This window comes from Stenotrophomonas sp. GD04054, assembly GCF_029836955.1.
GTDB lineage: Bacteria > Pseudomonadota > Gammaproteobacteria > Xanthomonadales > Xanthomonadaceae > Stenotrophomonas > Stenotrophomonas maltophilia_A.
In genome coordinates this window covers 67,294-89,625 of the sequence record NZ_JAOECR010000013.1, presented here as the reverse complement: position 1 = coordinate 89,625, position 22,332 = coordinate 67,294, and the positions used below count along the sequence as shown (strand labels likewise).

Below are 22,332 nucleotides of genomic sequence, written 5' to 3'. Positions count from 1 at the left end.
ATCAGATAAGGCTCGATCGCCGCATCCATGCGGCTCACGCCCCCGCAACCGGACCCACCCCGCCTTCGACAGATTTCCGCGATCTGCAGTAGATCCACGCCATGCGTGGATGCTCCCCGGTAGTGCCGGCCGCTGGCCGGCAACCAGGAAATTTCAGAAATCAGGCATTGAAGAGCGAAGCGATCGGCTTCTGCTTTTGATTTTTTGTTCTGTCTTCCGTGGCTGGCCGCGCAGGAACCTGTCCGTGGCCGGGCGGGTGGGCTGCGCAGGGGCGTAAGCGCCATGGATGGCGCGCCCGAGCCTCCAGGGATGGATTCACGGCGTCCCCTGCGCAGCCCACCCGCCCGGCCAAACCCCAGAAATCCGCTGTACGCGACCCACCCCAGCCACGAGGGGGCTCCGCCGATGGCCGCCGACCGCGCGCCAGCGCCGCTCTCCGCCAAATCCCCGAACCATGCACTCGCTCACGGATTGACCACACGATTGATGACAACGTTGTCCCCACCTGGCGCCGGACTCTCTCCCCGGCCTCCCAGGTACCTCCGTCCGCCCCCTCCGTCGCCTTCCCCGGCGACGCCCGGACCTGCGTCACGCGCGGCGCCATCGGGGCCCGCGCGCCCTTTGATCGGAGACTTACCCATGTACGACCCGATTGTGCGCAGTGCCGAACGTGCGACCCGAAGCTGTCGTCCCCGCCGCCTGGCCTGGCTGCTTGCCCTGGCCGCCGGTACCGCCGCCCTGCCCGGCCTGGCGCAGGCCGCCAGCTGTGCCGGCGTGGCCCAGTGGGACCAGGCCAAGATCTACCGGGCCGGCGATACCCTGCAGAAAGGAGGCGTCCTCTATCGGGCGAACCAGGACATCTGGAACGCGCCGCCGGACCATCCGGCCGGTGCGCCCTACTACACCAACCTCGGTGCCTGCGATGGCAGCGGCAGCAACCAGCCGCCGGTGGTCAGCCTGACCTCGCCGGCCAACGGCGCCACCTTCAGCGCCGGCAGCACGGTCAACGTGACCGCCAACGCCAGTGATCCGGACGGCAGCGTCGCCAAGGTCGAGTTCTTCCGCGATGGCAGCACGCTGGGCGTGACCACCAGTGCGCCGTACGCGGCCAGCTGGGCTAATGCCAGCGCCGGCAGCCACACCCTGCGTGCAGTCGCGACCGACAACAACAACGCCACCACCAGCACCGCGACCATCACCATCACCGTCAACGCCGCCGGTGGCGACACCACCGCACCGAGCGTGCCGGGCGGGCTGGCGGTCGGCACCCGCACCGCCAACAGCATCGCGCTCAGCTGGAGCCCGTCCACCGACAACACCGGTGGCAGCGGCGTGGCCGGCTACGACGTGTACCGCAACGGCAGCCTGGTCGGTTCACCGTCCAGCGCCAGCTACATCGATGGCGGGCTGACTGCCTCCACCACCTACCGCTACCGGGTTCGTGCCCGCGACAACGCCGGCAACGCCTCGGCCCAGGGCACCGAGATCAGCGCCACTACGCTGGCCGGCGACGGCGGCACCACCGGCAAGCGGGTGATCGGTTACTTCACCCAGTGGGGCATCTACGGCCGCAACTACCGGGTCAAGAACATCGACAGCAGTGGCTCGGCCGCACGCCTGACCCACATCAACTACGCGTTCGGCAACGTGCGCAACAACCGCTGCGAAGTGGGCATCACCCAGCCGTCGGATCCGAACAGCGGTGCCGGTGGCGATGCCTTCGCCGACTACACCAAGGCCTTCAGTGCCGCCGAGAGCGTCAGCGGCAGCGCCGATACCTGGGACCAGCCGTTGCGCGGTAACTGGAACCAGCTCAAGCAGCTCAAGGCCAAGTACCCGGGCATGAAGGTGCTGATCTCGCTGGGTGGCTGGACCTGGTCGCGTGGTTTCTCCAGCGCGGCGCGTCCGGAAAACCGCCAGGCCTTCGTCGCCTCGTGCATCGACGCCTACATCAAGGGCAACCTGCCGGTGACCGACGGTGCCGGTGGCGCCGGTGCCGCACTGGGCGTGTTCGACGGCATCGACGTCGACTGGGAGTACCCGGTGGCCTGTGGCATCGAATGCGGCAAGCCGGAGGACAACGCCAACTTCACCGCGCTGATGGCCGAGTTCCGCCGCCAGCTCGATGCGGTGCGTCCGGGCCTGTTGCTGACGGTGGCGGTGGGTGCCGGCATCGACAAGATCCGCGTCACTGATCCGGCCGCGTACCACCCGTACCTGGACTACATCAACGTGATGACCTACGACTTCCACGGCGCGTGGGATGCGAAGACCAATCACCAGTCGGCGCTGTTCGATTCGCCGAATGATCCGTCCACCGGCGACCAGAAGCTCTACAACAGCAACGACGCCATCGAGGCCCTCATCAGCCGTGGCGTGCCCGCCGCCAAGCTCAACCTGGGCATCGGCTACTACGGGCGTGGCTGGACCGGTGTGACCAACGCCAACAACGGCCTGTACCAGACCGCGACCGGCGCCGCCCCGGGCACGTATGAAGCCGGCATCGAAGACTGGAAGGTGCTGAAGAACCTGGCGTGGCCGGGCTACACCGACAACACGGCCGGTGCCACCTGGATCTACAACGGCAGCACGCTGTGGAGCTTCGACACTCCGGCCAACATCACCCGCAAGATGGGCTACGTGAAGACCCAGGGCCTGGGCGGCGCGTTCGTCTGGGAGTTCAGCGGTGACGATGCGCAGGGCACGCTGACCAAGGCGGTCAGTGATGGCCTGAAATAAGCAAAAAGCCGGGGGCGCATTGTGCGCCCCCGGCCTCTGATCTGTAGCGCCGAGCCCATGCTCGGCTGATGGTCCCTCAGTCGAGCATGCCTCGACGCTACGATTCCGCGTCAGCGCTTCTCGGACAGCTTGTCCAGCGCCGCACGCAGCTGCGCCGGCGGCAGGTAACCGCCCAGCTGGGTGCCATCCGGCGCGAAGATCGCCGGCGTGCCGTTCACGCCCAACTGCTGGCCCAGCGCGTACTGCATCGCCACCGGGTTGGTGCAGTTCTTGGCCGGCACACTGCCACCGCGCTTGGCGTTGGTCAGGGCCTGGCGGCGATCCGCTGCACACCAGACCGAAATCATGTCGGTGTAGTCCTTGCTGCCCAGGCCCATGCGCGGGAATGCCAGGTACTCGACCGAGATGCCGTTGCGGTTGAGCTCTGCGATGTCCTGATGCAGCTTGCGGCAGTAGCCGCACTCGATGTCGGTGAACACGCTGATGGTGTACTTGGCATTGGGCGCAGCGAATACGATGCGGTCGCCGTGGTTGGCCTTGGCCAGCAGATCGCGGCGGTAGCCGAGCAGGCCCTCGCTGTTGGCCGGGCCCTTGGCACGCGTGTCGTAGGGCTGCGACTGGAACAGGTAGCGGCCATCGTCGGACACGTACAGCAACTGGCCGGAGACCACCACTTCGCGGAAGCCGGGGAACGGCGCAGCGCCAATGTAGTCCACCTGGAAGCCGGGATTCAGGGCGGTCAGCGCGGCGCGTACGGCCTGGTCGGCCGAAGCGTTGGCGGCCGGGACGGCCTTGGCCGCAGCCGCGGCGGGTGCCTTGGCGGCCGGCGGAGCCGGCTGGGCGCAGGCGGTCAGGCTGAGCGCACCGAACACGGCGGCGATGGCAAATCGGAGCATGGAGCGGTCCGCGACAGAAGAAGACCCCGGATTCTGACACAGCCGCCGCTACCGGGCCGCGACACTGCCCACCGTCCGAGGCCGGGGTTCAGGCCGCTGCTCAGCCGCGCGGATGGTGGCGCGCGTGCAGCTTCTGCAGGTGTTCGCGGGCCACCAAGGTGTAGATCTGGGTGGTCGAAAGCGAGCTGTGGCCGAGCAGCATCTGCAGCGCGCGCAGGTCGGCGCCGCGGTTGAGCAGATGCGTGGCGAAGCTGTGGCGCAGGCCATGCGGGCTGATCCGCACCGGATCGATACCGGCCACCTGCGCGTGGCGCTTGACCAGATGCCAGAACGCCTGGCGGGTCAGCGCATGCAGCGTCGGCTCGACAAACAATGGGGTCTGCCCATCGGCCAGCGCCTGCACCTTGCCCTTGCCGACCAGTTGCGGGCGCGACGCCTGCAGATAGCGCTCCAGCCAGTGCTGCGATTCCTCGCCCAGCGGCACCAGCCGCTCCTTGCTGCCCTTGCCCGTGACCCTCAGCACGCCCTGGCGCAGGTTGACTGCCGTGGCCGGTAGCAGCACCAGCTCGCTCACGCGCAGGCCGGCCGCATACATCAGCTCCAGCATGGCACGGTCGCGCAGGCCCAGCGGACTGTCGATGTCCGGCGCCGCCAACAGTGCGTCGATCTGGCTTTCGGCCAGCGCCTTCGGCAACAGCCGCGGCAGCTTCGGCGGGTCCAGCAGTGCACTGGGGTCCTCGCTGCGTTCACCACGGCGCACGCCATCGGCGAAGAACGCGCGCAGCGCCGACAGCAGGCGCGCATTGCTGCGCGGCGACCAGCCATGCCGGGTGCGCCAGGCCAGGTAATCGAACAACCCCGGGCGCTCGATGCCGGCCAGGCCACCGTCGCGTCCATCCATCCAGCGCGCCAGCCCTTCCAGGTCGCGCCGGTAGCTGTCGAGGGTGGCGCGGGCCAGGCCGTTCTCGGCCCAGATCGCATCGAGGAAGCGCTGGATGCGCGCGCTGTCGTCGGCGCGCAGCTCGGGCAGTTGCTGCACCAGCTGGCGGCGTTCGGCGGGGGTGGAAACAAGGGCCATGGGTGCAGGATACGAGGGCCACTGCGGGCGCGGCCAGCTTTGCGTATGCTCGGCGCATGTCCCGCCCCGCCACCGACACGGCCCCTGCGGCCGCTACCGAAATGCCCCGCCCACGTGCCTTGTTGGCCTGGCGCGTGCTGGCGATGGTCTACGACGCACTGCCGGTGCTGGCGCTGTGGATGCTGGCCGGCACGCTGTTCACCCTCGCCTACACCTTCAGCGGCCACGCGCAGCGCGAGAACATCGCACCGTTCAGTGCCTGGCAGTGGCTGCTGTGGGCGGTGTGCTGGGGAATCACGGGGTGGTACGCCACGGCCAGCTGGCGCCGTGGCGGACAGACGCTGGGCATGCGACCGTGGCGGCTGAAACTGCAATCGAGCGATGGCACGCCGCTGCGGCGCGGCCAACTGTGGCTGCGCTTCGCGGTGGGCTCACTGTCGCTGCTGCTGGGTGGACTGGGGTTCTGGTGGGCATGGGTCGACCGCGACCGCCTGACCTGGCACGACCGCGCCAGCGGCACCCGCCTGATGCGCATGCCGAAGCAGTGATGCACCACGTGTAGAGCCGAGCATGGGCTCGGCTCTACACGATCAACGCAGCGATCAGCCGGCTGGCGCCGGGTCCGGCAGGATCACCGCCGGCTGCGTCCAGAGGTCGAAGAAGGCGGACGCAAACGCATTGGCCTGCACATCGTCAGCCACCGGCGACTGTCCGCTCAACTGCGCACGGGTCTTCACGAACTCCTGCCACAGTTTCAGGCTGGCCTTCTTCAGGCGCTTCTGCTCGCCTGCATCGGTTGCGGCAAGGTACTGCGCGTACAGCTCGCGCATCGGTTTGCCCTGGGCCTCATAGGCCGCCGGAAGCGGCGGCAGCTGGGCGGCAGTGAAAGCCACCGATGCTGCCGGCGGCCGGTAGCCATCCGGCCCGAAAGCCTCCTTCAGCTCGTCCCCGGCATCCAGGTATTCGAAGAAGCCGGGCACGTTGTAGAGCTTGGTCCGGTAGTCGGACGAGGTATCCGGGCTGCTGGAGACCACCGTGTCAGGCAGCTCGTCCTTCAGTCCTGCGTCCCAACGGCGCGGAATGAAGAAGCCGGTCGCCTTCACGTAGGGACCCTCGATCTCCACATCGTTCAGTTCGATCTTCGATGCCAGGTTGCCGGTATTGGTCTTGCTGGTGACGTACTGCTCGGTGACGATCACGTACTCGGCCATGGCCGGGTTGATCAGCCCACCGATCCCGTCGGCGTAGACAACCATGCGGACGCTGCCGATCTTCTCGCTCTGCAGCCGGTACTGGCCCGGCTCCAGGACCAGGGGCATGGAGGTGTGCGGCGGCAGGGTATGCACCTGCTGGTCGACCGACAAGGTCAGCGGTGCATCCGTCGGGTTGTCGATCTCGAAGTCGACGGTGGACCGGCTGCAGCCGGCAGAAAGCAGCACGGCCGCGATGTACGGCAGAAAGCGTTGGAAGCTCATGTTCGTCCTTGAAGTGAAACGGAAACAGCCGGGCCTTGCCCGGCTCCCTGGGAATCAACCCGATTTGCGCCGGAACAGCAGTCCGGACACCGCCAGCATCACGATCGGTGGCAGCGCATAGGCAATGCGGTAATCGAACTTCAGCGCGCCGGCCATGCGCCCGAAGAACAGCTGCAGCAACCAGAAGCCCAGCGCGAACAGGATGCCCAGAAACAGGCGCTTGCCCATGCCGCCGCTGCGCAGCGAACCGAACGCGAACGGCACCGCCGCCAGGCACAGCGCCAGCACGTTCACCGGGTAGAACCAGCGGCTCCAGTACACGTCCTCGAAGTCACGCGCGTCCAGCCCGTTGCGCTGCCGGTAGGTGATGCTGGTGCTCAGTTCGGCCAGGCTGAGGTTGCGCGGCTTGGCGATGCCGGTGGCCAATGCGGCCGCATCCAGCTTCGAATTCCACGGTTCGCGCGCGATTTCCTGGCGGGTCGCCGAGCGCTCGCCGAAGGTATCGCGACGTACCCCGGTCAGCACCCAGCCATCCTTGTCATGCTCGGCGGTGTCGGCATGGGTCAATGAGGCGATGCCCCCATTCTCGGCGATGCGGTACAGGCGCACGTCGCGCAGGATCAGGCGCGTGCCCTTGTCGCCGACCAGCTGCTCCTCGCCGCTCTGCGCGTTGAGGAAGGTATCGCCCTCGCGTGCCCACAGGCCCGAGTAGCGGCTGGTGGCGATATCCCGCCCCCACTTGGCGCTGGACTTCAACGCATCGGCGCGGTCCTGGCCCCAGGGGCCCAGGGTCTCCGCGCTGAACACCATCACCGCGGTCAGCAGCGACAGCGCAATCGCCACTGAAACGCTCAGGCGCTTGCGCGACAGGCCCAGCGCACGCAGCGCGGTCAGCTCCGAGGTCGCTGCCAGCTGGCCCAGGCCCATCAGTGCACCGATCACCGCGGCGGTGGGGAACATGGTGTAGGCGCGGCGTGGCACCGTATACAGCACCCAGGCGGCGGCATGGCCCAGCGTGTAGCCGTTCTTGCCGATGTCCTTGAACTCGCCGGAGAACGCCATCACCACGTCCAGGCCGACCAGCACGGCCCAGGTCAGCAGCACCGTGGTGAACACCGACCGGCCCAGGTACAGGTCGAAACGCATCGGGCGCAGCCTCATGCGCGGGCTCCCTTCGGGCGGCCCAGGCGGCCATCACGTGCATACATCCAGATTGCCAGCGCCAGCAACGGCAGGGTCAACCACCACAGGCCAAGCGCAGGGGGGATCTTGCCGTTGGCGATCCAGCCGCTGCCGATGAACATCAGATTGGTGCCGACCATGTAGGCCATCAGCGCCAGCATCATGCGGCCGTAGCGCTGCTGGCGCGGCGAGCTGCGGCCCAGCGGCACGGTCAGCAGGGCGAACGCCAGCGCGATCAGCGGCGGCGCCAGGCGGCGGTGCAGCTGCGCCTGCGCCTGCGGACGCTCATCGCCGATCAGCTGCAGGGTCGGCATCAGTTCCGGGTCATCCTCGGTGCGGGTCTGCGCGCCATCGGGCAGGGCCACGTCATTGCGGGCAAAGGTCGCCAGGCGGTAGTCCAGGCCACCAGCCACCGGCCCTTCCACCTGGTGGCCGTCATCCAACTCCAGGAAGCGCTGACGGGTGCCCTCGAAGAACATGCGGCCGCCATTGGCCGACACCACCTCCAGGCGGTCATCCTTCTGGCGCTGCAGGAACACCTTGCCCAGCTGGGTGCCATCGGGCGAGATCGAGGACAGGTAGACCACGCCGCCATTGGGCAGCGGGGTGAAGCGGCCCGGCTCCAGACCGGCCATCAGCACGCTGCGGTTGGCCTCGATGATCATCTGCTCGGCCACCCGGCCGGCCCACGGGCCCAGCCACAGCGAGCAGGCGCCCACCAGGGCCACCACCGGCACCACCAGCATCAGCAGTGGCCGCAGCAGTCGCTTGGGGCCGACACCAATGGCGGTGATCACTGCCATTTCCGAGTCGCGGTACAGGCGCGCGATGGCCAGCAGCAGGCCCAGCATCAGCGCCAGCGGCAGGATCAGCGGCAGGTAGGCGATGAACTGCAGGCCCAGCTGCGAGAACAGCAGCTTGGCCGGCAGGCGCCCGTCGGCGATGTTGCCGAGGATGTCCACCAGCACGCCGCCCACGCTGACCACCAGCAGGACGATCAGGGTAGCCAGGAAACTCTGGACGAAATCGCCCAGCAGGTATCGGTCGAGCTTCAGCATGGGGCGGTGGTTTAAACTCTGGGGTTCGTTCGCGGTGCCGCCCAGTCTACTGTCTGGGCGTAAACGGCCTGCGATTGTACGGACTCGCCAATGGAATCTGCTCAATGGCCCTCGAATTCACCCTGAACCACGTTGCTCCGGCCGCCGCCACCGTCGATTGCCTGGTGGTTGGCGCGTATGCCGACCATACCCTGACCCCGGCCGCACAGGCCCTGGACGCCGCCAGCGGTGGCCGCCTGGCCGCCCTGGCCCAGCGCGGCGACCTGTCCGGCAAGACCGGCGCCACCACCCTGCTGCATGACCTGCCGGGCGTGACCGCCCCGCGCGTGCTGGTGGTCGGCCTCGGCGAAGTCGCCCGTTTCGGCGTGCCGCAGTACCTGAAGGCCGTCGGCGACGCCGTGCGCGCGCTGAAGGCTGGTGCTGCCCGCAGCGCACTGTTCACCCTGTCCGAAGTGGCGGTGAAGGACCGCGACGCGGCCTGGGCGATCCGCCAGGCGGTGATCGCCGCCGATCACGCCGCGTACCGCTACACCGCCACCCTGGGCAAGAAGAAGGCCGACGACGCCGGCCTGGCCCAGCTGGCCATCGCCGGTGACGACGCGCAGGCCCTGGCTCAGGGCCAGGCCATCGCCGCCGGTGTCGAGTTCGCCCGCGAACTGGGCAACCTGCCGCCGAACTACTGCACCCCGGCCCATCTGGCCGAGGTCGGCGTGAAGTTCGCCGGCGAGCACGACGGTGCCGAAGCCGAGATCCTCGACGAGCACCAGATGGAAGCACTGGGCATGGGCTCGCTGCTGGCCGTGGCCCGTGGTTCGGCCAACCGCCCGCGCCTGGTCGTGCTGAAGTGGAACAATGGCGGCGACGCCAAGCCGTACGTGCTGGTCGGCAAGGGCATCACCTTCGATACCGGTGGCGTCAACCTGAAGACCCAGGGCGGCATCGAAGAGATGAAGTACGACATGTGCGGTGGCGCTAACGTCATCGGCACCTTCGTCGCTGCGGTCAAGGCCAAGCTGCCGCTGAACCTGGTGGTGGTGGTGCCGGCGGTGGAAAACGCCATCGACGGCAACGCCTACCGTCCGTCCGACGTGATCACCTCGATGTCGGGCAAGACCATCGAAGTGGGCAACACCGACGCCGAAGGCCGCCTGATCCTGTGCGATGCGCTGACCTACGCGCAGCGCTTCGAGCCGGCCGCGCTGGTCGACGTCGCCACCCTGACCGGCGCCTGCATGGTCGCCCTGGGCCACCAGACCGCCGGCCTGATGAGCAAGCACGACGACCTGGCCAACGAGCTGCTGGCCGCCGGCGAGCACGTGTTCGACCGCGCCTGGCGCCTGCCGCTGTGGGACGAGTACCAGCCGATGCTGGATTCGACCTTCGCCGACGTCTACAACATCGGCGGCCGCTGGGCCGGTGCGATCACCGCCGGCTGCTTCCTGTCGCGCTTCGCCGAAGGCCAGCGCTGGGCCCACCTGGACATCGCCGGCGTGGCCAGCGATGAAGGTAAGCGTGGCATGGCCACCGGCCGCCCGGTCGGCCTGCTGAGCCAGTGGCTGCTGGACCAGGTCGCCCGCGCCTGATGCCGTACCCGACCCTGGCCGGCGCCCGCCGGCCAGGGCCTCGCCCGGCACTGCCGGGCCCCTGCCTGACCCGGACCCTGCCATGCCCCGCGCCGACTTCTACCTGATCGCCAAGCCCCGCTTCCTGACCGAGCCGTTGCGCCTGGTCTGCGAGCTGGCGCGCAAGGCCAACGACGCCGGGTTGTTCACCCTGGTGCTGGCCCGCGACCAGGCCCAGGCCGAGGAGCTGGACGAACTGCTGTGGGCGTTCGACAACGATGCCTACATCCCGCACCAGATCGCCGGCGAGGACATGGACGAGGAAGAAGCCCTGGTGCTGATTGCCGTGCCCGGCACCGAGGCACCGGCGCGCCCGCTGGTGATCAACCTGCGTGATGAACCCTGGCTGGGCGAGTGCGAGCGCGTGCTGGAAGTGGTTCCGGCCGACCCGGAAGCGCGCGAACCGCTGCGCGAACGCTGGCGCCAGTACAAGGCCGCCGGTTACGACCTGAACAAGCACGACATGTAAGTCCAGCGAGGACCCCTTGATGCGCCTGTTGATCGCCCTGATTCTTCCCTGGCTGTCCTTCTTCACCATCGGCCGGCCGTTTGCCGGCATTGTCTGCCTGATCCTGCAGATCACCCTGATCGGCTGGCTGCCCGCCGCCATCTGGGCCGCCTACGCGGTCAGCCAGTACCACACCGACCAGAAGATCCGGCGCGCCCTCGGGCCGCGCTGATCTCCCTTCCGCCTTGATTACCGGTTCCCCCGCATGACCCAACTCGCCTCCAGTTACGACCCGAAGTCCTTCGAGACCGACCTCTACGAGGCCTGGGAGAAGGCCGGCCACTTCAAGCCGTCCGGCACGGGCGAGCCGTACACCATCCTGCTGCCGCCGCCGAACGTGACCGGCACCCTGCACATGGGCCACGCCTTCCAGCAGACCCTGATGGACGCGCTGGTGCGCTACCACCGCATGCGTGGCTACGACACCCTGTGGCAGGTCGGTACCGATCATGCCGGCATCGCCACCGAAATGGTGGTCAGCCGCAACCTGGCGCTGGAAGGTAAGGGCGAGACCCGCGATTCGCTGGGCCGCGAAGGCTTCATCGGCAAGGTCTGGGAGTGGAAGCAGCAGTCCGGCGACACCATCGAACGCCAGATGCGCCGCCTCGGCACCTCCGCCGACTGGTCGCGCAGCACCTTCACCATGGACCCGCAGCCGTCGGCGGCGGTCAACGAGGCCTTCGTGCGCTGGTACGAGCAGGGCCTGATCTACCGCGGCCAGCGCCTGGTCAACTGGGACCCGGTGCTGAAGACCGCCATTTCCGACCTGGAAGTGGAAAGCGCCGAGGAAGACGGCTTCCTGTGGTCGATCGCCTACACGCTGGATGAGGGCCTGAGCTACGAACACGTCGAGCGCGATGCCGACGGCGTGGAAACCCTGCGCGAAACCCGCGACTACCTGGTCGTCGCCACCACCCGCCCGGAAACCCTGCTGGGCGATACCGCGGTGATGGTGCACCCGGAAGACGAGCGCTATGCACATCTGATCGGCAAGAGCGTGGTGCTGCCGCTGACCGGCCGCCGCGTCCCGGTGATCGCCGACGACTACGTGGACCGTGCCTTCGGCACCGGCGTGGTCAAGGTCACCCCGGCGCACGATTTCAACGACTACGAAGTGGGCGTGCGCCACAGCCTGCCGATGATCAACCTGTTCACCCCGGTGGCGGCGCTGAACGAAAACGCGCCGGAGCGTTTCCAGGGCCTGGACCGCTACGCCGCGCGCAAGGCCGTGCTGGCCGAGCTGGAAGACCTGGGCATCCTGGTCGAGACCAAGGCGCACAAGCTGCAGGTGCCGCGCGGCGACCGTACCGGCCAGGTGATCGAGCCGTACCTGACCGACCAGTGGTTCGTGAAGATGGACAACCTGGCCAAGCGTGGCCTGGAGCTGGTCGAAGACGGCAGCATTTCCTTCGTGCCGCCGAACTGGATCAACACTTACCGCCACTGGATGAACAACATCCAGGACTGGTGCATCAGCCGCCAGCTGTGGTGGGGCCACCGCATTCCGGCGTGGTTCGACGAAGCCACCGGCAGCTGCTACGTCGGTCGCAGCGAAGAGGAAGTGCGGGCGAAGCACAACCTGGGCAGCGACGTGGTGCTGAACCAGGAAAGCGACGTGCTGGAGACCTGGTTCTCCTCGCAGCTGTGGCCGTTCTCCACCCTGGGCTGGCCGAACGAACAGGCCATGGCCGAGCGCGGCTTCGACCGCTACCTGCCGTCGTCGGTGCTGATCACTGGCTTCGACATCATCTTCTTCTGGGTGGCGCGCATGATCATGGCCACCGACAACCTGGTCGGGAAGATCCCGTTCAAGGACGTCTACTTCACCGGCCTGATCCGCGACGGCCAGGGCCAGAAGATGTCCAAGAGCAAGGGCAACGTGCTCGATCCGCTGGACATCATCGACGGCATCACCATCGACGATCTGGTCGCCAAGCGCACCGGCGGCCTGATGCAGCCGAAGATGGTGGAGAAGATCGAGAAGGCCACCCGCAAGGAATTCCCGGACGGCATTGCTGCCCACGGTGCCGACGCGCTGCGCTTCACCATCGCCGCGCTGGCCACCCACGGCCGCGACATCAAGTTCGACATGAACCGCGCCGAGGGCTACAAGAACTTCTGCAACAAGCTGTGGAACGCCAGCCGCTTCACCCTGATGAACACCGAGGGTGCAACGTTCACCGGCGTGCCGACGCCGCGCACCGATGCCGAGCGCTGGATCCTTGCGCGCCTGGCGGCGGTGTCCACCGAGGCGCAGGGCCACTACGCCAACTACCGCTTCGACCTGCTGGCGCAGTGCCTGTACGAGTTCGCCTGGAACGAGTTCTGCGACTGGTTCCTGGAGCTGAGCAAGCCGGCACTGAATGGTGCCGATGCCGCCGACGCCGAAAGCACCCGCCACACTCTGCTGTACGTGCTGGAAGCGCTGCTGCGCCTGCTGCACCCGCTCACACCGTTCATCACCGAACAGCTGTGGCAGCAGCTGGCCCCGCGCCTGGGCCTGGCCGAAACCACGCTGTCGCTGCGCCCCTACCCGACCGCCGCCGAATTCGCCGGTGATTTCACCCAGGCCGAGGCCGACGTGGAATGGCTGAAGGCGGTGATCAGTGCGGTGCGTCGCGTGCGCAGCGAACTGAACGTCGCCCCGTCCAGGCAGGTGCCGCTGCGCCTGCAGGCCGGGCTGGAGCAGGACCGCGTGCGCATCGAACGTTTCAGCGCCTCGCTGTCGTTCCTGCTCAAGCTGGACAGCATCCAGTGGCTGGCCGAAGGCGAAAGCGCACCGCCGGCTGCCGCCGCGATCGTCGGTGAACTGAAGCTGCTGGTGCCTCTGGAAGGCCTGGTCGATCTCGACGCCGAGCGTGCCCGCCTGGACAAGGAGATCAAGCGCGTGGAAGGCGAGCAGGAGAAGAGCGAAACCAAGCTCGCCAAGTTCACCGACAAGGTGCCGCCGGCGGTGGTCGAGCAGGAACGCGTGCGCCTGGTCGACTGGAACACCCAGCTGGCCGGCCTGCGCGAACAGCGCGCGAAGCTGTAAGCGCAGGGAAACGCCGGGTATTGCCCGGCGTTTCCTTTTGTAGAGTCGAGCCGTGCTCGACTCATGACAGCAGTCGAGCATGGCTCGACTCTACATTTCCCGCGCATGGCATCATCGGCGGATGCCGCTTTCCATCTTCCTGCTGGTTCTCGCCGCTGCAGCCCTGCACGCCAGCTGGAACGCGATCGTCAAGCGCGGGCCGGACAAGTTCCTCGGCACCGTACTGGTGACCGGCAGTGCCGCGCTGCTGTCGGCTGCCGCCCTGCCCTTCCTGCCATTTCCCGCCGCGCACAGCTGGCCGTGGCTGGGCGCGTCGGTGCTGCTGCAGGTGACCTACTACGGCCTGGTCGCACGCTGTTACCAGCAGGTCGACATGAGCCTGGCCTATCCACTGATGCGTGGCAGCGCGCCGATCCTGGTCGCGCTGGCGGGCACCCTGCTCGGTGAGCAGCTGCCGCCTGCGGCGTGGCTGGGCGTGGTGCTGGTCAGCACCGGCATCCTGTGCATGGCGCTGGGCGCGCGCGGCGGCCAGCTGCGCCTGCCGCTGCTGACCGCGGCGATGATCGCCACCTACACGCTGGTCGATGCGCAGGGCGCGCGTCAGTCCGGCAGCGCACTCAGCTATACGTTGTGGCTGTTCCTGCTGTCGGGCATTCCACTGCCACTGTGGGCGCTGTACACGCGCCGCGGCGCGGTGCTGGACTATGCGCGGCAGCACTGGCCGCTGGGGCTGGCCGGTGGCGTCGGCACCACCACCTCGTATGCGATGGCGTTGTGGGCAATGACCCAGGCGCCGGTGGCGATGGTCTCGGCGTTGCGCGAATCGTCGATCCTGTTCGCGTTGCTGATCTCGGTGTTCCTGCTGCGCGAACGGATTCCGCGCGCGCGCTGGCTGGCGGCGGCGTTGATCGTCGGGGGTGTGTTGGCACTGCGGCTGGCGTGAGGAAAGCGTGCCAACCAAGGCTGGCACCTACCACGGCAGGTGATGTGTCGATGACAGCGGAGATCCATCGGTAGTGCCGGCCGCAGGCCGGCAACCCTGCTCCGTTACAGCGGCGGCATCGCCTGCAGGTCGCCGTCGACCAGTTCGATCGCCATCACCACCGCGTCTTCGCGGCCCTGTGCGGCCGGGTAGTAACGCGGGCGGCGACCGATCTCGTTGAAGCCTTCGCTGTGGTACAAGGCCAGCGCGGGTGTGTTGGACGGACGCACTTCCAGGAACACACGCTGCGCACCCCGGTCGCCGGCCAGCTGTACCAGCGCGCGCAGCAACTGACGTCCGAGCCCACGCGACTGCGTCAGTGGATCGATGCAGACGTTCAGCACATGGGCTTCGTCGGCCGCGATGCTGAGCACGCCATAGCCGATCAGCTGGCCATCACGCTCCATGGCCAGGCCCGGATAGCCCGCACGCAGGCAGTCGACGAAGATGCCGCGGGTCCAGGGAAACGGATAGCCGCGTACTTCAATCGCCATCACCGCGTTGAGGTCGCTCTCGCGCAGCGCGCGCAGGCTGACCGGACCGGGCTGGCTGACCGCACTCATGGCGCACCCCGCTTGCGCAGGGCGCGCAGCTGCGGCCACAGCGCGCGCTTGGCGGCCGGGTCCTGACGCAGCTGGTCCAGCGGCCAGCTGTCCATCAGCGCCTGCGTGGCCGGATCATTGGGATTGCAGCCGGACGCGCGCAGCAAGGCGATCTGCAGGCGATCCGGCAGGCGCACCACCGGCTGCCGGGCATTGCCGCCAGGCAGCGGCCGGGCAGCCGCGGGCGCGGTGTCCGGTGCGCTGACCGGGGTCTCGCGACGCGCTGGCGCCGGGCGTTCCTGGCGGGAAACCGGTGCGGCCGCAGCCAGAGGTTCGCGCGCGGGTGCGGTTGACGCCCGCGCCTGCTCCGCCGCTGGTGTGGCAGCCGCCTCGGCGTCGGCCACGCTCAGCTGCAGCGCGGCATCCAGCTCGGCGGCCAGCTGGCCGTCGTGATAGACGGTGTAGCCCATGGCCTGCAGCCAGGCCTGCTGGGCCGGTGACCACAGCACGGGCAGGTCCTCGCTCACGCGGCCTCGGGCTTCTTGCGCAGGCGCTGCACGGCCCACATCACCGGGCCCGACAAGGCATACAGGATGCCCACCGCGAACAGCACGCGCGGCAGGTCGATGACCGCAATGGCGATCGCCACTGGCACCAGGGCCAGTACCAGGAACGGCACGCGGTCGGAGCGGGTGCCCTTGGCGCCGCCGCCCTTGAAGCTCCAGAAGCGGATGCGGCTGACCATCAGCAGCGCCGCGATGATCGTCACCGCCAGCGCCACGTAGCGCAGCTGGTTGCCGTCCCAGCCCAGGTTGCCATCGGCGAAGGCCCAGACGAAGGACATCATCAGGCCGGCTGCGGCCGGGCTGGCAAGGCCGACGAACCAGCGCTTGTCAACCACCGCTACCTGGGTATTGAAGCGGGCCAGGCGCAGCGCCGCGCAGGCGGCATACAGGAAGGCCACGGCCCAGCCGACGCGACCCAGCAGCGGGTCGTCGAACTTCAGCCACGACAGCGACCAGTGGTACATCACCAGCGCCGGGGCCATGCCGAAGCTGACCAGGTCGGCCAGCGAGTCGTACTGCACGCCGAATTCGCTGCTGGTGCCGGTCAGGCGCGCCACGCGCCCATCCAGGCCATCCATCACCGCCGCCACGAACACGGCGATGCTGGCGTTGACGAAGTCCCCGTTGGCCGCGGCGATGATCGCGTAGAAGCCAGCAAACAGGCCGGCTGTGGTGAACAGGTTGGGCAGCAGGTAAATCGTGCGCGAACGCGGCGGCGGTGTGATCGGGTCCATGGAATCCAGTTTAATCGACTTGCCAGTGCTCGGCGCCAATGCTGCAATCGGCGTTCTACGCCCATTCCGTGGAGTTTGCCATGCGTGCCCTGTCCTGCCTTGGATGCCTGCTGCTGTTGGCCAGTGCCAACGCCGTGGCCGGCCCGGTCTACAAATGGAAGGACGCCAATGGCGTGACCCAGTATTCGGAGACCCCGCCGGCGGGCAGGAAGTTCGAGACCCGGGCGCAGGCGCGCAGTCCCCAGGCGGCGGCCAGTGCCGAGACCCCGGCCGCGCCGGTGCCCGAGCAGTGCAGCACCGCCCGCGCCAACCTGGCCCTGCTGGACGGCGGCGGCCAGGTGATGCAGGACACCGATGGTGATGGCAAGGCCGATACCCCGTTGGCTCCGGAGCAGCGCAGCGCGCAGAAGGGATTGGCTGAAGCCGCCATCAAGGCCTACTGCCCGGCGGAGTGAGGGTTATCGGCAGGGCTTGCAGCCCTGCACCCGCAGAGGCAATGGCAAGGGCAACGTCAAAAGCGGGCATTCCGTGGAATGGCGGGGCGGTGTCGGATTGCGGGGACGCCGCAAGTACGTCCATGTAGGCTTGGCAGCCGCATCCATGCGGCTGACACCCCGCAACCCGACACCGCCCCACCCCCGACAGATTCCCGGTGGTCAGTAGATCCACGCCATGCGTGGATGAATCTCCATGGAAATTGAATAGTTCGAGAATTGATCGAACAGCAGCCGAGCATGGCTCGGCCCTACAAAAGGGCGACAGATCGCGGAAAACTGTCGAAGGCGGGGTGGGTCCGGTTGCGAGGGCGTGAGCGCCATGGATGGCGCGACCGAGCCACAGGGACGTATTTACGGCGTCCCCCGCAACCGGACCCACCCCGCCATCCCACGGGAAGCCCGCTGTTGCAGTTGCAGTTGACGTTGCTTGAGGCGGGTGCAGGGCGCAGCCCTGCCGATACCCCTCCCCCCGGCCGGGCTGGCAGAATAGGCGTCTCTGCCGTTATCCGAAGCCGACGATGCGCCTCTCCCAGTTTCACCTGCACACCACCAAGGAAACCCCCAGCGACGCCGAGCTGACCAGCCACCGGCTGATGCTGCGCGCGGGCATGATCCGCAAGCTGGCATCGGGCCTGTACACCTGGTCGCCGCTGGGCCTGCGCGTGCTGCGCAAGGTCGAGCGCATCGTGCGCGAGGAAATGGACCGCGCCGGTGCCGTGGAATTCCAGATCCCGACCATCCAGCCGAAGGAACTGTGGGAGCAGACCGGGCGCTGGCAGAAGTTCGGCCCGCAGCTGCTGAAGATCAAGGACCGCAAGGACCAGGTGTTCTGCTACAGCCCGACCGCCGAAGAAGCCGCCTGCGACTTCGCGCGCAGCGAGCTGTCCAGCTACAAGCAGCTGCCGGTCAACTTCTACCAGGTGCAGACCAAGTTCCGCGACGAGATCCGTCCGCGCTTCGGCGTGATGCGTTCGCGCGAGTTCCTGATGAAGGACGCCTATTCGTTCCACCTGCACGATGAGTGCCTGGTACGCGAGTACGAGAACATGAAGTCGGCCTACAGCCGCATCTTCACCCGACTCGGCCTGGATTTCCGCATGGTGCAGGCCGACTCCGGCGCGATCGGCGGTGATGCCTCGCAGGAATTCCACGTCATCGCCGATTCCGGCGAAGACGCGCTGGTGTTCTCCACCGGTTCGGACTACGCGGCCAACATGGAAGCGGCGATCGCTGCCGATCCGGCACCGCGTGCGGCCGCCAGCGAAGCCATGCGCAAGGTCGATACCCCCACCCAGAAGACCTGCGAGGATGTCGCGGCGCTGCTCGGCATCGACCTGCAGCGCACGGTGAAATCGGTGGCGCTGATCGCCGGCGAAGGCAAGGCACAGCAGTTCGTGCTGCTGCTGGTACGCGGCGACCATGAGGTCAACGAGATCAAGCTGGCCAAGGTTGCCGGCCTGGACGAGCAGCGCTTCGCCAGTGAGGCGGAAATCGCCGAGCACCTGGGCAGCGTGCCGGGCTTCCTCGGCCCGGTCGCCCCGGCCAAGGCCATCCGCGTGGTGGCCGATCGCGAAGTGGCGGCGATGTCCGACTTCGTCGTCGGCGCCAACGAAGCCGGTTTCCACCTGGCTGGCGTCAACTGGGGCCGCGACCTGCCGGAACCGGAAGTGGCCGACATCCGCAACGTGCGTGCCGGTGACCGCGCGCTGGACGGTGGTGAACTGAAGATCGCCCGTGGCATCGAAGTCGGCCACGTGTTCCAGCTCGGCCGCAAGTATGCCGAAGCGCTGGATGCCACCGTTCTGGACGAGAACGGCAAGGCCGCGGTGATGGCGATGGGCTGCTATGGCATCGGCATCTCGCGCGTGGTGGCTGCCGCGATCGAACAGAACCATGACGATGCCGGCATCATCTGGCCGGACGCGATGGCGCCGTGGCAGGTGGTGGTATGCGTGATCAATCCGAAGGGCGACGCCGCCGTGGCCGACGCCGCGGCCAACCTGCTGCAGGAGCTGCGCGATGCGGGCCTGGACGCGGCACTCGACGACCGTGGCCTGCGCCCGGGCGCGATGTTCGCCGACATGGAACTGATCGGCATCCCGCACCGCGTGGTGGTCAGCGAACGTGGCCTGGCCGCCGGCACCTACGAGTACCGTTCGCGCCGCGCCAGCGAAGCGGAAAGCCTGGACAAGGCCACCCTGCTGCAGGGCCTGCAGGGTTGATCAGGAAAAGACCGGGGCATGCCCCGGTCTTTTTTTTGCCTGACGCCCATTTGAGCAATATTGCAGCGGACATAATCCGGTCAAAATCGACGCAATGCAGCCGGGATGCTGCCAGGCCATGACCGGTCTGCATTTGTGCTGGGATTAATTCATCTTTATTCTGTCCCGCGACGCCAGGGACTGGCTCGTCCCGTCCACTTATTAGTTTCCGGAGTAACCGTAAATGAGCATTGACCTGACCGGCCTGTCGGCACGCGAGCTGGGCGCCCTGATCCGCACCGCCAAGAAACAGCAGACCATCGTCGCCAAGCGCCGGCCGATCACCAAGGTCCGGGCACAGCTGACCAAGCTGGCCAAGACCGAGGGTTACACCATCGAGGAACTGTTCGGCGACGCCCCGGCCCCCCGCGCGCGCAAGGTGGCCAAGGTTGCCAAGGCACCGTCGAAGACCGCTGGCCGCAAGCTGGGCAAGGTTGCGCCGAAGTACCGCAACCCGGCCAATCCGAAGGAAACCTGGACCGGCCGTGGCAAGCAGCCGCGCTGGATGGCCGAGCTCACCGCCAAGGGCAACAAGAAGCCGGAAGATTTCCTGATCAAGAAGGCCTGAGGCCGGATCGGGATGCACTGAAAAACGCCGGCGAAAGCCGGCGTTTTTCATTCCCCGGAAAGGAAAGGGGTGTGGACCAACGGTCCACACCCACAGGAAGCAGCCCAGAGGGCGATTACAGGGTTTTGCGGGCCGGCATCAGCAGGTTGCCGAACAGCAGGCCAGCGACCAGCGCCATCACCACGTTGAGCACGGTGAGGAACACGCTCTGGCCGGCGCCCACGTCCTGCTGCTGGACCAGGGTCAGCACGCCGCGCAGGCTGGTGCTGCCGGGCACCATCATGATGATGCCGGGCAGGCGGATGATTGCGCCCGGGCGGCCGACGAGGCGGCCGAACAGATTGCCACCGGCGGTCAGCAGCATCGCCGACAGGAAGATGCCAGCCGGCGCGCCCCAGGCGTGGCCACCGAACTTGGAGATCGCATAACCAGCGACCGAGGCCGCGATCACCCACGGATAATCGCGGCGGTTGGCCTTGAACAGCATCGCGAAGGCAAACGCTGCGGTCAGCAGTGAGCCCCACTCCACCCACGGCCCCTGCGGCCGCGTGGCGCGGATCACCGGATCGAGCCCGAGCACGTCGGCCAGGGTCACCGCGATCATCGCGCCGACGCTGAGCTTCATGATGGTGGTCAGCGCGCCGGCAAAGCGCGCGGTACCCGACACCCAGTGCTGGCTGGCCAGTTCATTGACCGCATTCGTCAGCGACATGCCGGGCAGCAGCACCACCAGCGAGGCGATGATCACCGTGTTGAGGTTGAGCGCGCCGATGAAGGACGCGACCAGGGTGGCGACCAGGCCGGCCAGCAGCGCGGCCAGTGCCTCGGCGGCTTCGCGGGTGGCCGGGCGACGGTCGGTGACCATGCCGAGCAGGCCGATCATCAGGCCGATGACACCGGCAGTCGCGATGTCCAGCCACGGCAGCTTCCACATGCCGGCCACACCGGCCGCGCCGAGGGTGAACGAAAGGATGGTGCGCAGCTTGCCGCGCCGGCCCGGATCCTTGTCCAGCTGGCGCAGCGCGGTGTGGCCCTGGGCGATGCTCATCCGCCCGTTGGCCACTTCCTCGGCGATATGATCGGCCACGCTGAGCTTGTGCAGGTCGTTCTCGCCGGGGGCCAGGCGGATCACGCGGGTGATGTCACTGGAGCCGATCGCCTGCGCAGGGTCGCTGAAGCTGAGGATGATACCGGTGGGATTCGACCACGGTTCACAATCCAGATCGAGCTGGCGGGCCAGTGCCACCACTGCCGTTTCCAGGCGCTGGGCCGTTGTGCCGTAGCTGTGCAGGCGTCCGGCGATCTCGGAAACGAAGGCCACGCGCTGCGCGTAGGTGGCCTGGGGCGTGGGGATCGTGTGAGCGTCTGCGGACATGCGCCGTAGTATTACCTAGGCTGGGCCTTACCGGAGAAATTCATCCGAGTTCGACGCGATGCCCAATACAGAACGGTTATGCTGCGACCCGAATGGCCCAAGTGACCCCGAACCACGCCCCCCAGCTCGAACAGGATGCCCATGACCCGGGCGTGATCCGCCTGTCCGGCACCTGGACCTTGAAGACCGCGCTGGCCGCGGCCGAAGTGCTGCGCGGCGTTCCCGACACGCTAACCGGCATCGATGCCACCGCCATCGAGAAGATGGATTCGGCCGGCGTGCTGCAGGTGCTGCGCGTGGCCCATCGCGCCGACCTCGGTGAGGACGCACTGAAGTTCCGCCCGGACCACCAGGCGCTGGTGTGCACCATCGAGGAAGTGGCCGACGACCGGCCCAAGCCCAAGCGCGACTTCGGCGTGCTGGCTGCACTGGAACGGCTGGGTGTCAGCGTCCATGCCACCGGCCACAACATCAAGGCGCTGTGCAGTTTCCTCGGCGAGAACCTGGTCAAGGCCGCGCGCCTGGTCAAGGAACCCCGCCGTTTCCGTCTGACCGCCACCGTGCATCAGATGGAGCAGGTCGGGCTGGACGCGGTACCGCTGGTGGCACTGCTGTCCTACCTGGTTGGCGCGGTGATCGCTTTCCTCGGCTCGACCATCCTGCGCGACTTCGGCGCCGAGATCTATGTGGTCGAACTGGTCAACATTGCCTTCCTGCGCGAATTCGCGGTACTGCTGACCGCGATCGTGCTGGCCGGCCGCACCGCCAGCGCCTTCACCGCGCAGATCGGTGCGATGAAAGCGCGCGAGGAAATCGATGCGATGCGCACTCTGGGCCTGGACCCGATCGACCTGCTGGTGCTGCCACGGCTGCTGGCGCTGCTGGTCACCCTGCCCCTGCTGACCTTCATCGCCATGGTCGCCGGTCTGGCCGGCGGCATCACGGTGGGTGCGTTCGACCTGGATATTCCGCCGCAGATGTACATCGCGCGCATGCACGAGACGATGGAAGTGCGGCACATGCTGGTCGGCCTGTCGAAGGCGCCGGTGTTCGCGCTGGTGATCGGCCTGATCGGCTGCCTGGAAGGCCTGAAGGTCGAAGGCACGGCGCAGTCGGTTGGCGAACGCACCACCTCCAGCGTGGTGCAGACCATCTCGCTGGTGATCATCATCGACGCCTTCGCGGCGTTGTGGTTCATGCACATGGACTGGTGAC

General features: G+C 67.5%; 20 protein-coding genes. 11 read left to right on the top strand and 9 right to left on the bottom strand.

Annotation, left to right across the window (positions count from 1 at the left end):
- The first annotated feature begins 639 nt into the window (after positions 1-639).
- Positions 640-2,739, top strand: a complete 2,100-nt coding sequence (locus tag N7573_RS08730; protein ID WP_279943125.1) for a glycosyl hydrolase family 18 protein — start codon at positions 640-642, stop codon at positions 2,737-2,739.
- 110 nt (positions 2,740-2,849) lie between these two features.
- Here N7573_RS08730 and N7573_RS08725 read toward each other — a convergent pair whose 3' ends face one another.
- Together N7573_RS08725 and xerD are read right to left on the bottom strand one after the other, a co-directional pair.
- Positions 2,850-3,635, bottom strand: a complete 786-nt coding sequence (locus tag N7573_RS08725) for a DsbC family protein (RefSeq protein ID WP_049398153.1) — start codon at positions 3,633-3,635, stop codon at positions 2,850-2,852.
- Between the two features lie 100 nt (positions 3,636-3,735).
- Complete coding sequence (gene xerD / locus N7573_RS08720; protein WP_032128012.1) at positions 3,736-4,713, bottom strand: site-specific tyrosine recombinase XerD; 978 nt, start codon at positions 4,711-4,713, stop codon at positions 3,736-3,738.
- A 56-nt stretch (positions 4,714-4,769) separates the two neighbouring features.
- On the opposite strand from xerD, the gene N7573_RS08715 reads away from it, so the two are divergent.
- Positions 4,770-5,261, top strand: coding sequence for an RDD family protein (locus tag N7573_RS08715; RefSeq protein WP_189720553.1), 492 nt, complete (start codon positions 4,770-4,772; stop codon positions 5,259-5,261).
- Between the two features lie 54 nt (positions 5,262-5,315).
- Here the strand turns inward: N7573_RS08715 and N7573_RS08710 are convergent, their stop codons facing one another.
- Genes N7573_RS08710 through lptF form a run of 3 tightly spaced genes read right to left on the bottom strand, consistent with a single transcriptional unit; the run spans position 5,316 to position 8,428 of the window.
- On the bottom strand, positions 5,316-6,188 hold the full coding sequence (locus N7573_RS08710; protein WP_100437852.1) for a hypothetical protein: 873 nt from the start codon (positions 6,186-6,188) through the stop codon (positions 5,316-5,318).
- A gap of 54 nt (positions 6,189-6,242) precedes the next feature.
- The gene (lptG, locus tag N7573_RS08705) at positions 6,243-7,349 is read right to left on the bottom strand and encodes an LPS export ABC transporter permease LptG (protein ID WP_279913471.1); all 1,107 of its coding nucleotides are present in this window, start codon (positions 7,347-7,349) and stop codon (positions 6,243-6,245) included.
- On the bottom strand, positions 7,346-8,428 hold the full coding sequence (lptF, locus tag N7573_RS08700; RefSeq protein WP_032128008.1) for an LPS export ABC transporter permease LptF: 1,083 nt from the start codon (positions 8,426-8,428) through the stop codon (positions 7,346-7,348). The genes lptG and lptF overlap by 4 nt, the downstream gene beginning before the upstream one ends.
- 104 nt (positions 8,429-8,532) lie before the next feature.
- On the opposite strand from lptF, the gene N7573_RS08695 reads away from it, so the two are divergent.
- The 5 genes from N7573_RS08695 (at position 8,533) to N7573_RS08675 (ending at position 14,535) form a co-directional block, all read left to right on the top strand.
- Positions 8,533-10,011, top strand: coding sequence for a leucyl aminopeptidase (locus tag N7573_RS08695; protein ID WP_279913472.1), 1,479 nt, complete (start codon positions 8,533-8,535; stop codon positions 10,009-10,011).
- 82 nt (positions 10,012-10,093) lie between these two features.
- Entirely contained in the window at positions 10,094-10,519 is a 426-nt protein-coding gene (locus N7573_RS08690) for a DNA polymerase III subunit chi (RefSeq protein WP_049400292.1), read from the top strand.
- 19 nt (positions 10,520-10,538) lie between these two features.
- Positions 10,539-10,730 (top strand): YqaE/Pmp3 family membrane protein, encoded by a 192-nt coding sequence (locus N7573_RS08685; protein WP_012510005.1) that lies wholly within the window; start codon positions 10,539-10,541, stop codon positions 10,728-10,730.
- Between the two features lie 33 nt (positions 10,731-10,763).
- Complete coding sequence (locus N7573_RS08680) at positions 10,764-13,592, top strand: valine--tRNA ligase (protein ID WP_279913473.1); 2,829 nt, start codon at positions 10,764-10,766, stop codon at positions 13,590-13,592.
- A 121-nt stretch (positions 13,593-13,713) separates the two neighbouring features.
- Positions 13,714-14,535: an EamA family transporter gene (locus tag N7573_RS08675; RefSeq protein ID WP_049400290.1), complete on the top strand. Its 822-nt coding sequence runs from the start codon at positions 13,714-13,716 to the stop codon at positions 14,533-14,535.
- A 104-nt stretch (positions 14,536-14,639) separates the two neighbouring features.
- On the opposite strand, the gene rimI is transcribed toward N7573_RS08675, so the two are convergent.
- Genes rimI through pssA form a run of 3 tightly spaced genes read right to left on the bottom strand, consistent with a single transcriptional unit; the run spans position 14,640 to position 16,416 of the window.
- Positions 14,640-15,137 carry a ribosomal protein S18-alanine N-acetyltransferase gene (gene rimI, locus N7573_RS08670; RefSeq protein WP_032128003.1) on the bottom strand — a complete coding sequence of 166 codons (498 nt, stop codon included), beginning with the start codon at positions 15,135-15,137 and terminating at the stop codon, positions 14,640-14,642.
- Positions 15,134-15,643 carry a hypothetical protein gene (locus tag N7573_RS08665; protein WP_100437847.1) on the bottom strand — a complete coding sequence of 170 codons (510 nt, stop codon included), beginning with the start codon at positions 15,641-15,643 and terminating at the stop codon, positions 15,134-15,136. Before N7573_RS08665 ends, rimI begins: the two co-directional genes overlap by 4 nt.
- Positions 15,640-16,416, bottom strand: coding sequence for a CDP-diacylglycerol--serine O-phosphatidyltransferase (gene pssA, locus N7573_RS08660; RefSeq protein ID WP_019660986.1), 777 nt, complete (start codon positions 16,414-16,416; stop codon positions 15,640-15,642). The genes N7573_RS08665 and pssA overlap by 4 nt, the downstream gene beginning before the upstream one ends.
- 80 nt (positions 16,417-16,496) lie before the next feature.
- Here pssA and N7573_RS08655 point away from each other — a divergent pair, with 80 nt between their 5' ends.
- From N7573_RS08655 to N7573_RS08645, 3 genes are all read left to right on the top strand, one after another.
- The gene (locus N7573_RS08655) at positions 16,497-16,871 is read left to right on the top strand and encodes a DUF4124 domain-containing protein (protein WP_100437948.1); all 375 of its coding nucleotides are present in this window, start codon (positions 16,497-16,499) and stop codon (positions 16,869-16,871) included.
- 560 nt (positions 16,872-17,431) lie between these two features.
- Positions 17,432-19,135 carry a proline--tRNA ligase gene (locus N7573_RS08650; protein WP_279913887.1) on the top strand — a complete coding sequence of 568 codons (1,704 nt, stop codon included), beginning with the start codon at positions 17,432-17,434 and terminating at the stop codon, positions 19,133-19,135.
- 223 nt (positions 19,136-19,358) lie between these two features.
- Entirely contained in the window at positions 19,359-19,742 is a 384-nt protein-coding gene (locus tag N7573_RS08645; protein WP_005415203.1) for an H-NS histone family protein, read from the top strand.
- A 115-nt stretch (positions 19,743-19,857) separates the two neighbouring features.
- On the opposite strand, the gene N7573_RS08640 is transcribed toward N7573_RS08645, so the two are convergent.
- Positions 19,858-21,117 carry a threonine/serine exporter family protein gene (locus N7573_RS08640; protein WP_049398420.1) on the bottom strand — a complete coding sequence of 420 codons (1,260 nt, stop codon included), beginning with the start codon at positions 21,115-21,117 and terminating at the stop codon, positions 19,858-19,860.
- 92 nt (positions 21,118-21,209) lie between these two features.
- Between N7573_RS08640 and N7573_RS08635 the strand changes: the two genes are divergently transcribed.
- Positions 21,210-22,331 carry an ABC transporter permease gene (locus N7573_RS08635; RefSeq protein ID WP_032127999.1) on the top strand — a complete coding sequence of 374 codons (1,122 nt, stop codon included), beginning with the start codon at positions 21,210-21,212 and terminating at the stop codon, positions 22,329-22,331.
- Position 22,332: the final 1 nt, after the last annotated feature.

Bases quoted from the DNA above. Each gene is read 5' to 3' on its own strand.
- xerD (WP_032128012.1), bottom strand. From the start codon at position 4,713: ATGGCCCTTGTTTCCACCCCCGCCGAACGCCGCCAGCTGGTGCAGCAA.
- N7573_RS08690 (WP_049400292.1), top strand. From the start codon at position 10,094: ATGCCCCGCGCCGACTTCTACCTGATCGCCAAGCCCCGCTTCCTGACC.
- N7573_RS08635 (WP_032127999.1), top strand. From the start codon at position 21,210: ATGGCCCAAGTGACCCCGAACCACGCCCCCCAGCTCGAACAGGATGCC.
- N7573_RS08680 (WP_279913473.1), top strand. From the start codon at position 10,764: ATGACCCAACTCGCCTCCAGTTACGACCCGAAGTCCTTCGAGACCGAC.
- N7573_RS08710 (WP_100437852.1), bottom strand. From the start codon at position 6,188: ATGAGCTTCCAACGCTTTCTGCCGTACATCGCGGCCGTGCTGCTTTCT.
- N7573_RS08675 (WP_049400290.1), top strand. From the start codon at position 13,714: ATGCCGCTTTCCATCTTCCTGCTGGTTCTCGCCGCTGCAGCCCTGCAC.
- N7573_RS08650 (WP_279913887.1), top strand. From the start codon at position 17,432: ATGCGCCTCTCCCAGTTTCACCTGCACACCACCAAGGAAACCCCCAGC.
- N7573_RS08685 (WP_012510005.1), top strand. From the start codon at position 10,539: ATGCGCCTGTTGATCGCCCTGATTCTTCCCTGGCTGTCCTTCTTCACC.
- N7573_RS08655 (WP_100437948.1), top strand. From the start codon at position 16,497: ATGCGTGCCCTGTCCTGCCTTGGATGCCTGCTGCTGTTGGCCAGTGCC.
- N7573_RS08730 (WP_279943125.1), top strand. From the start codon at position 640: ATGTACGACCCGATTGTGCGCAGTGCCGAACGTGCGACCCGAAGCTGT.
- lptF (WP_032128008.1), bottom strand. From the start codon at position 8,428: ATGCTGAAGCTCGACCGATACCTGCTGGGCGATTTCGTCCAGAGTTTC.
- N7573_RS08645 (WP_005415203.1), top strand. From the start codon at position 19,359: ATGAGCATTGACCTGACCGGCCTGTCGGCACGCGAGCTGGGCGCCCTG.
- lptG (WP_279913471.1), bottom strand. From the start codon at position 7,349: ATGAGGCTGCGCCCGATGCGTTTCGACCTGTACCTGGGCCGGTCGGTG.
- N7573_RS08695 (WP_279913472.1), top strand. From the start codon at position 8,533: ATGGCCCTCGAATTCACCCTGAACCACGTTGCTCCGGCCGCCGCCACC.
- N7573_RS08715 (WP_189720553.1), top strand. From the start codon at position 4,770: ATGTCCCGCCCCGCCACCGACACGGCCCCTGCGGCCGCTACCGAAATG.
- rimI (WP_032128003.1), bottom strand. From the start codon at position 15,137: ATGAGTGCGGTCAGCCAGCCCGGTCCGGTCAGCCTGCGCGCGCTGCGC.
- N7573_RS08725 (WP_049398153.1), bottom strand. From the start codon at position 3,635: ATGCTCCGATTTGCCATCGCCGCCGTGTTCGGTGCGCTCAGCCTGACC.
- pssA (WP_019660986.1), bottom strand. From the start codon at position 16,416: ATGGACCCGATCACACCGCCGCCGCGTTCGCGCACGATTTACCTGCTG.
- N7573_RS08640 (WP_049398420.1), bottom strand. From the start codon at position 21,117: ATGTCCGCAGACGCTCACACGATCCCCACGCCCCAGGCCACCTACGCG.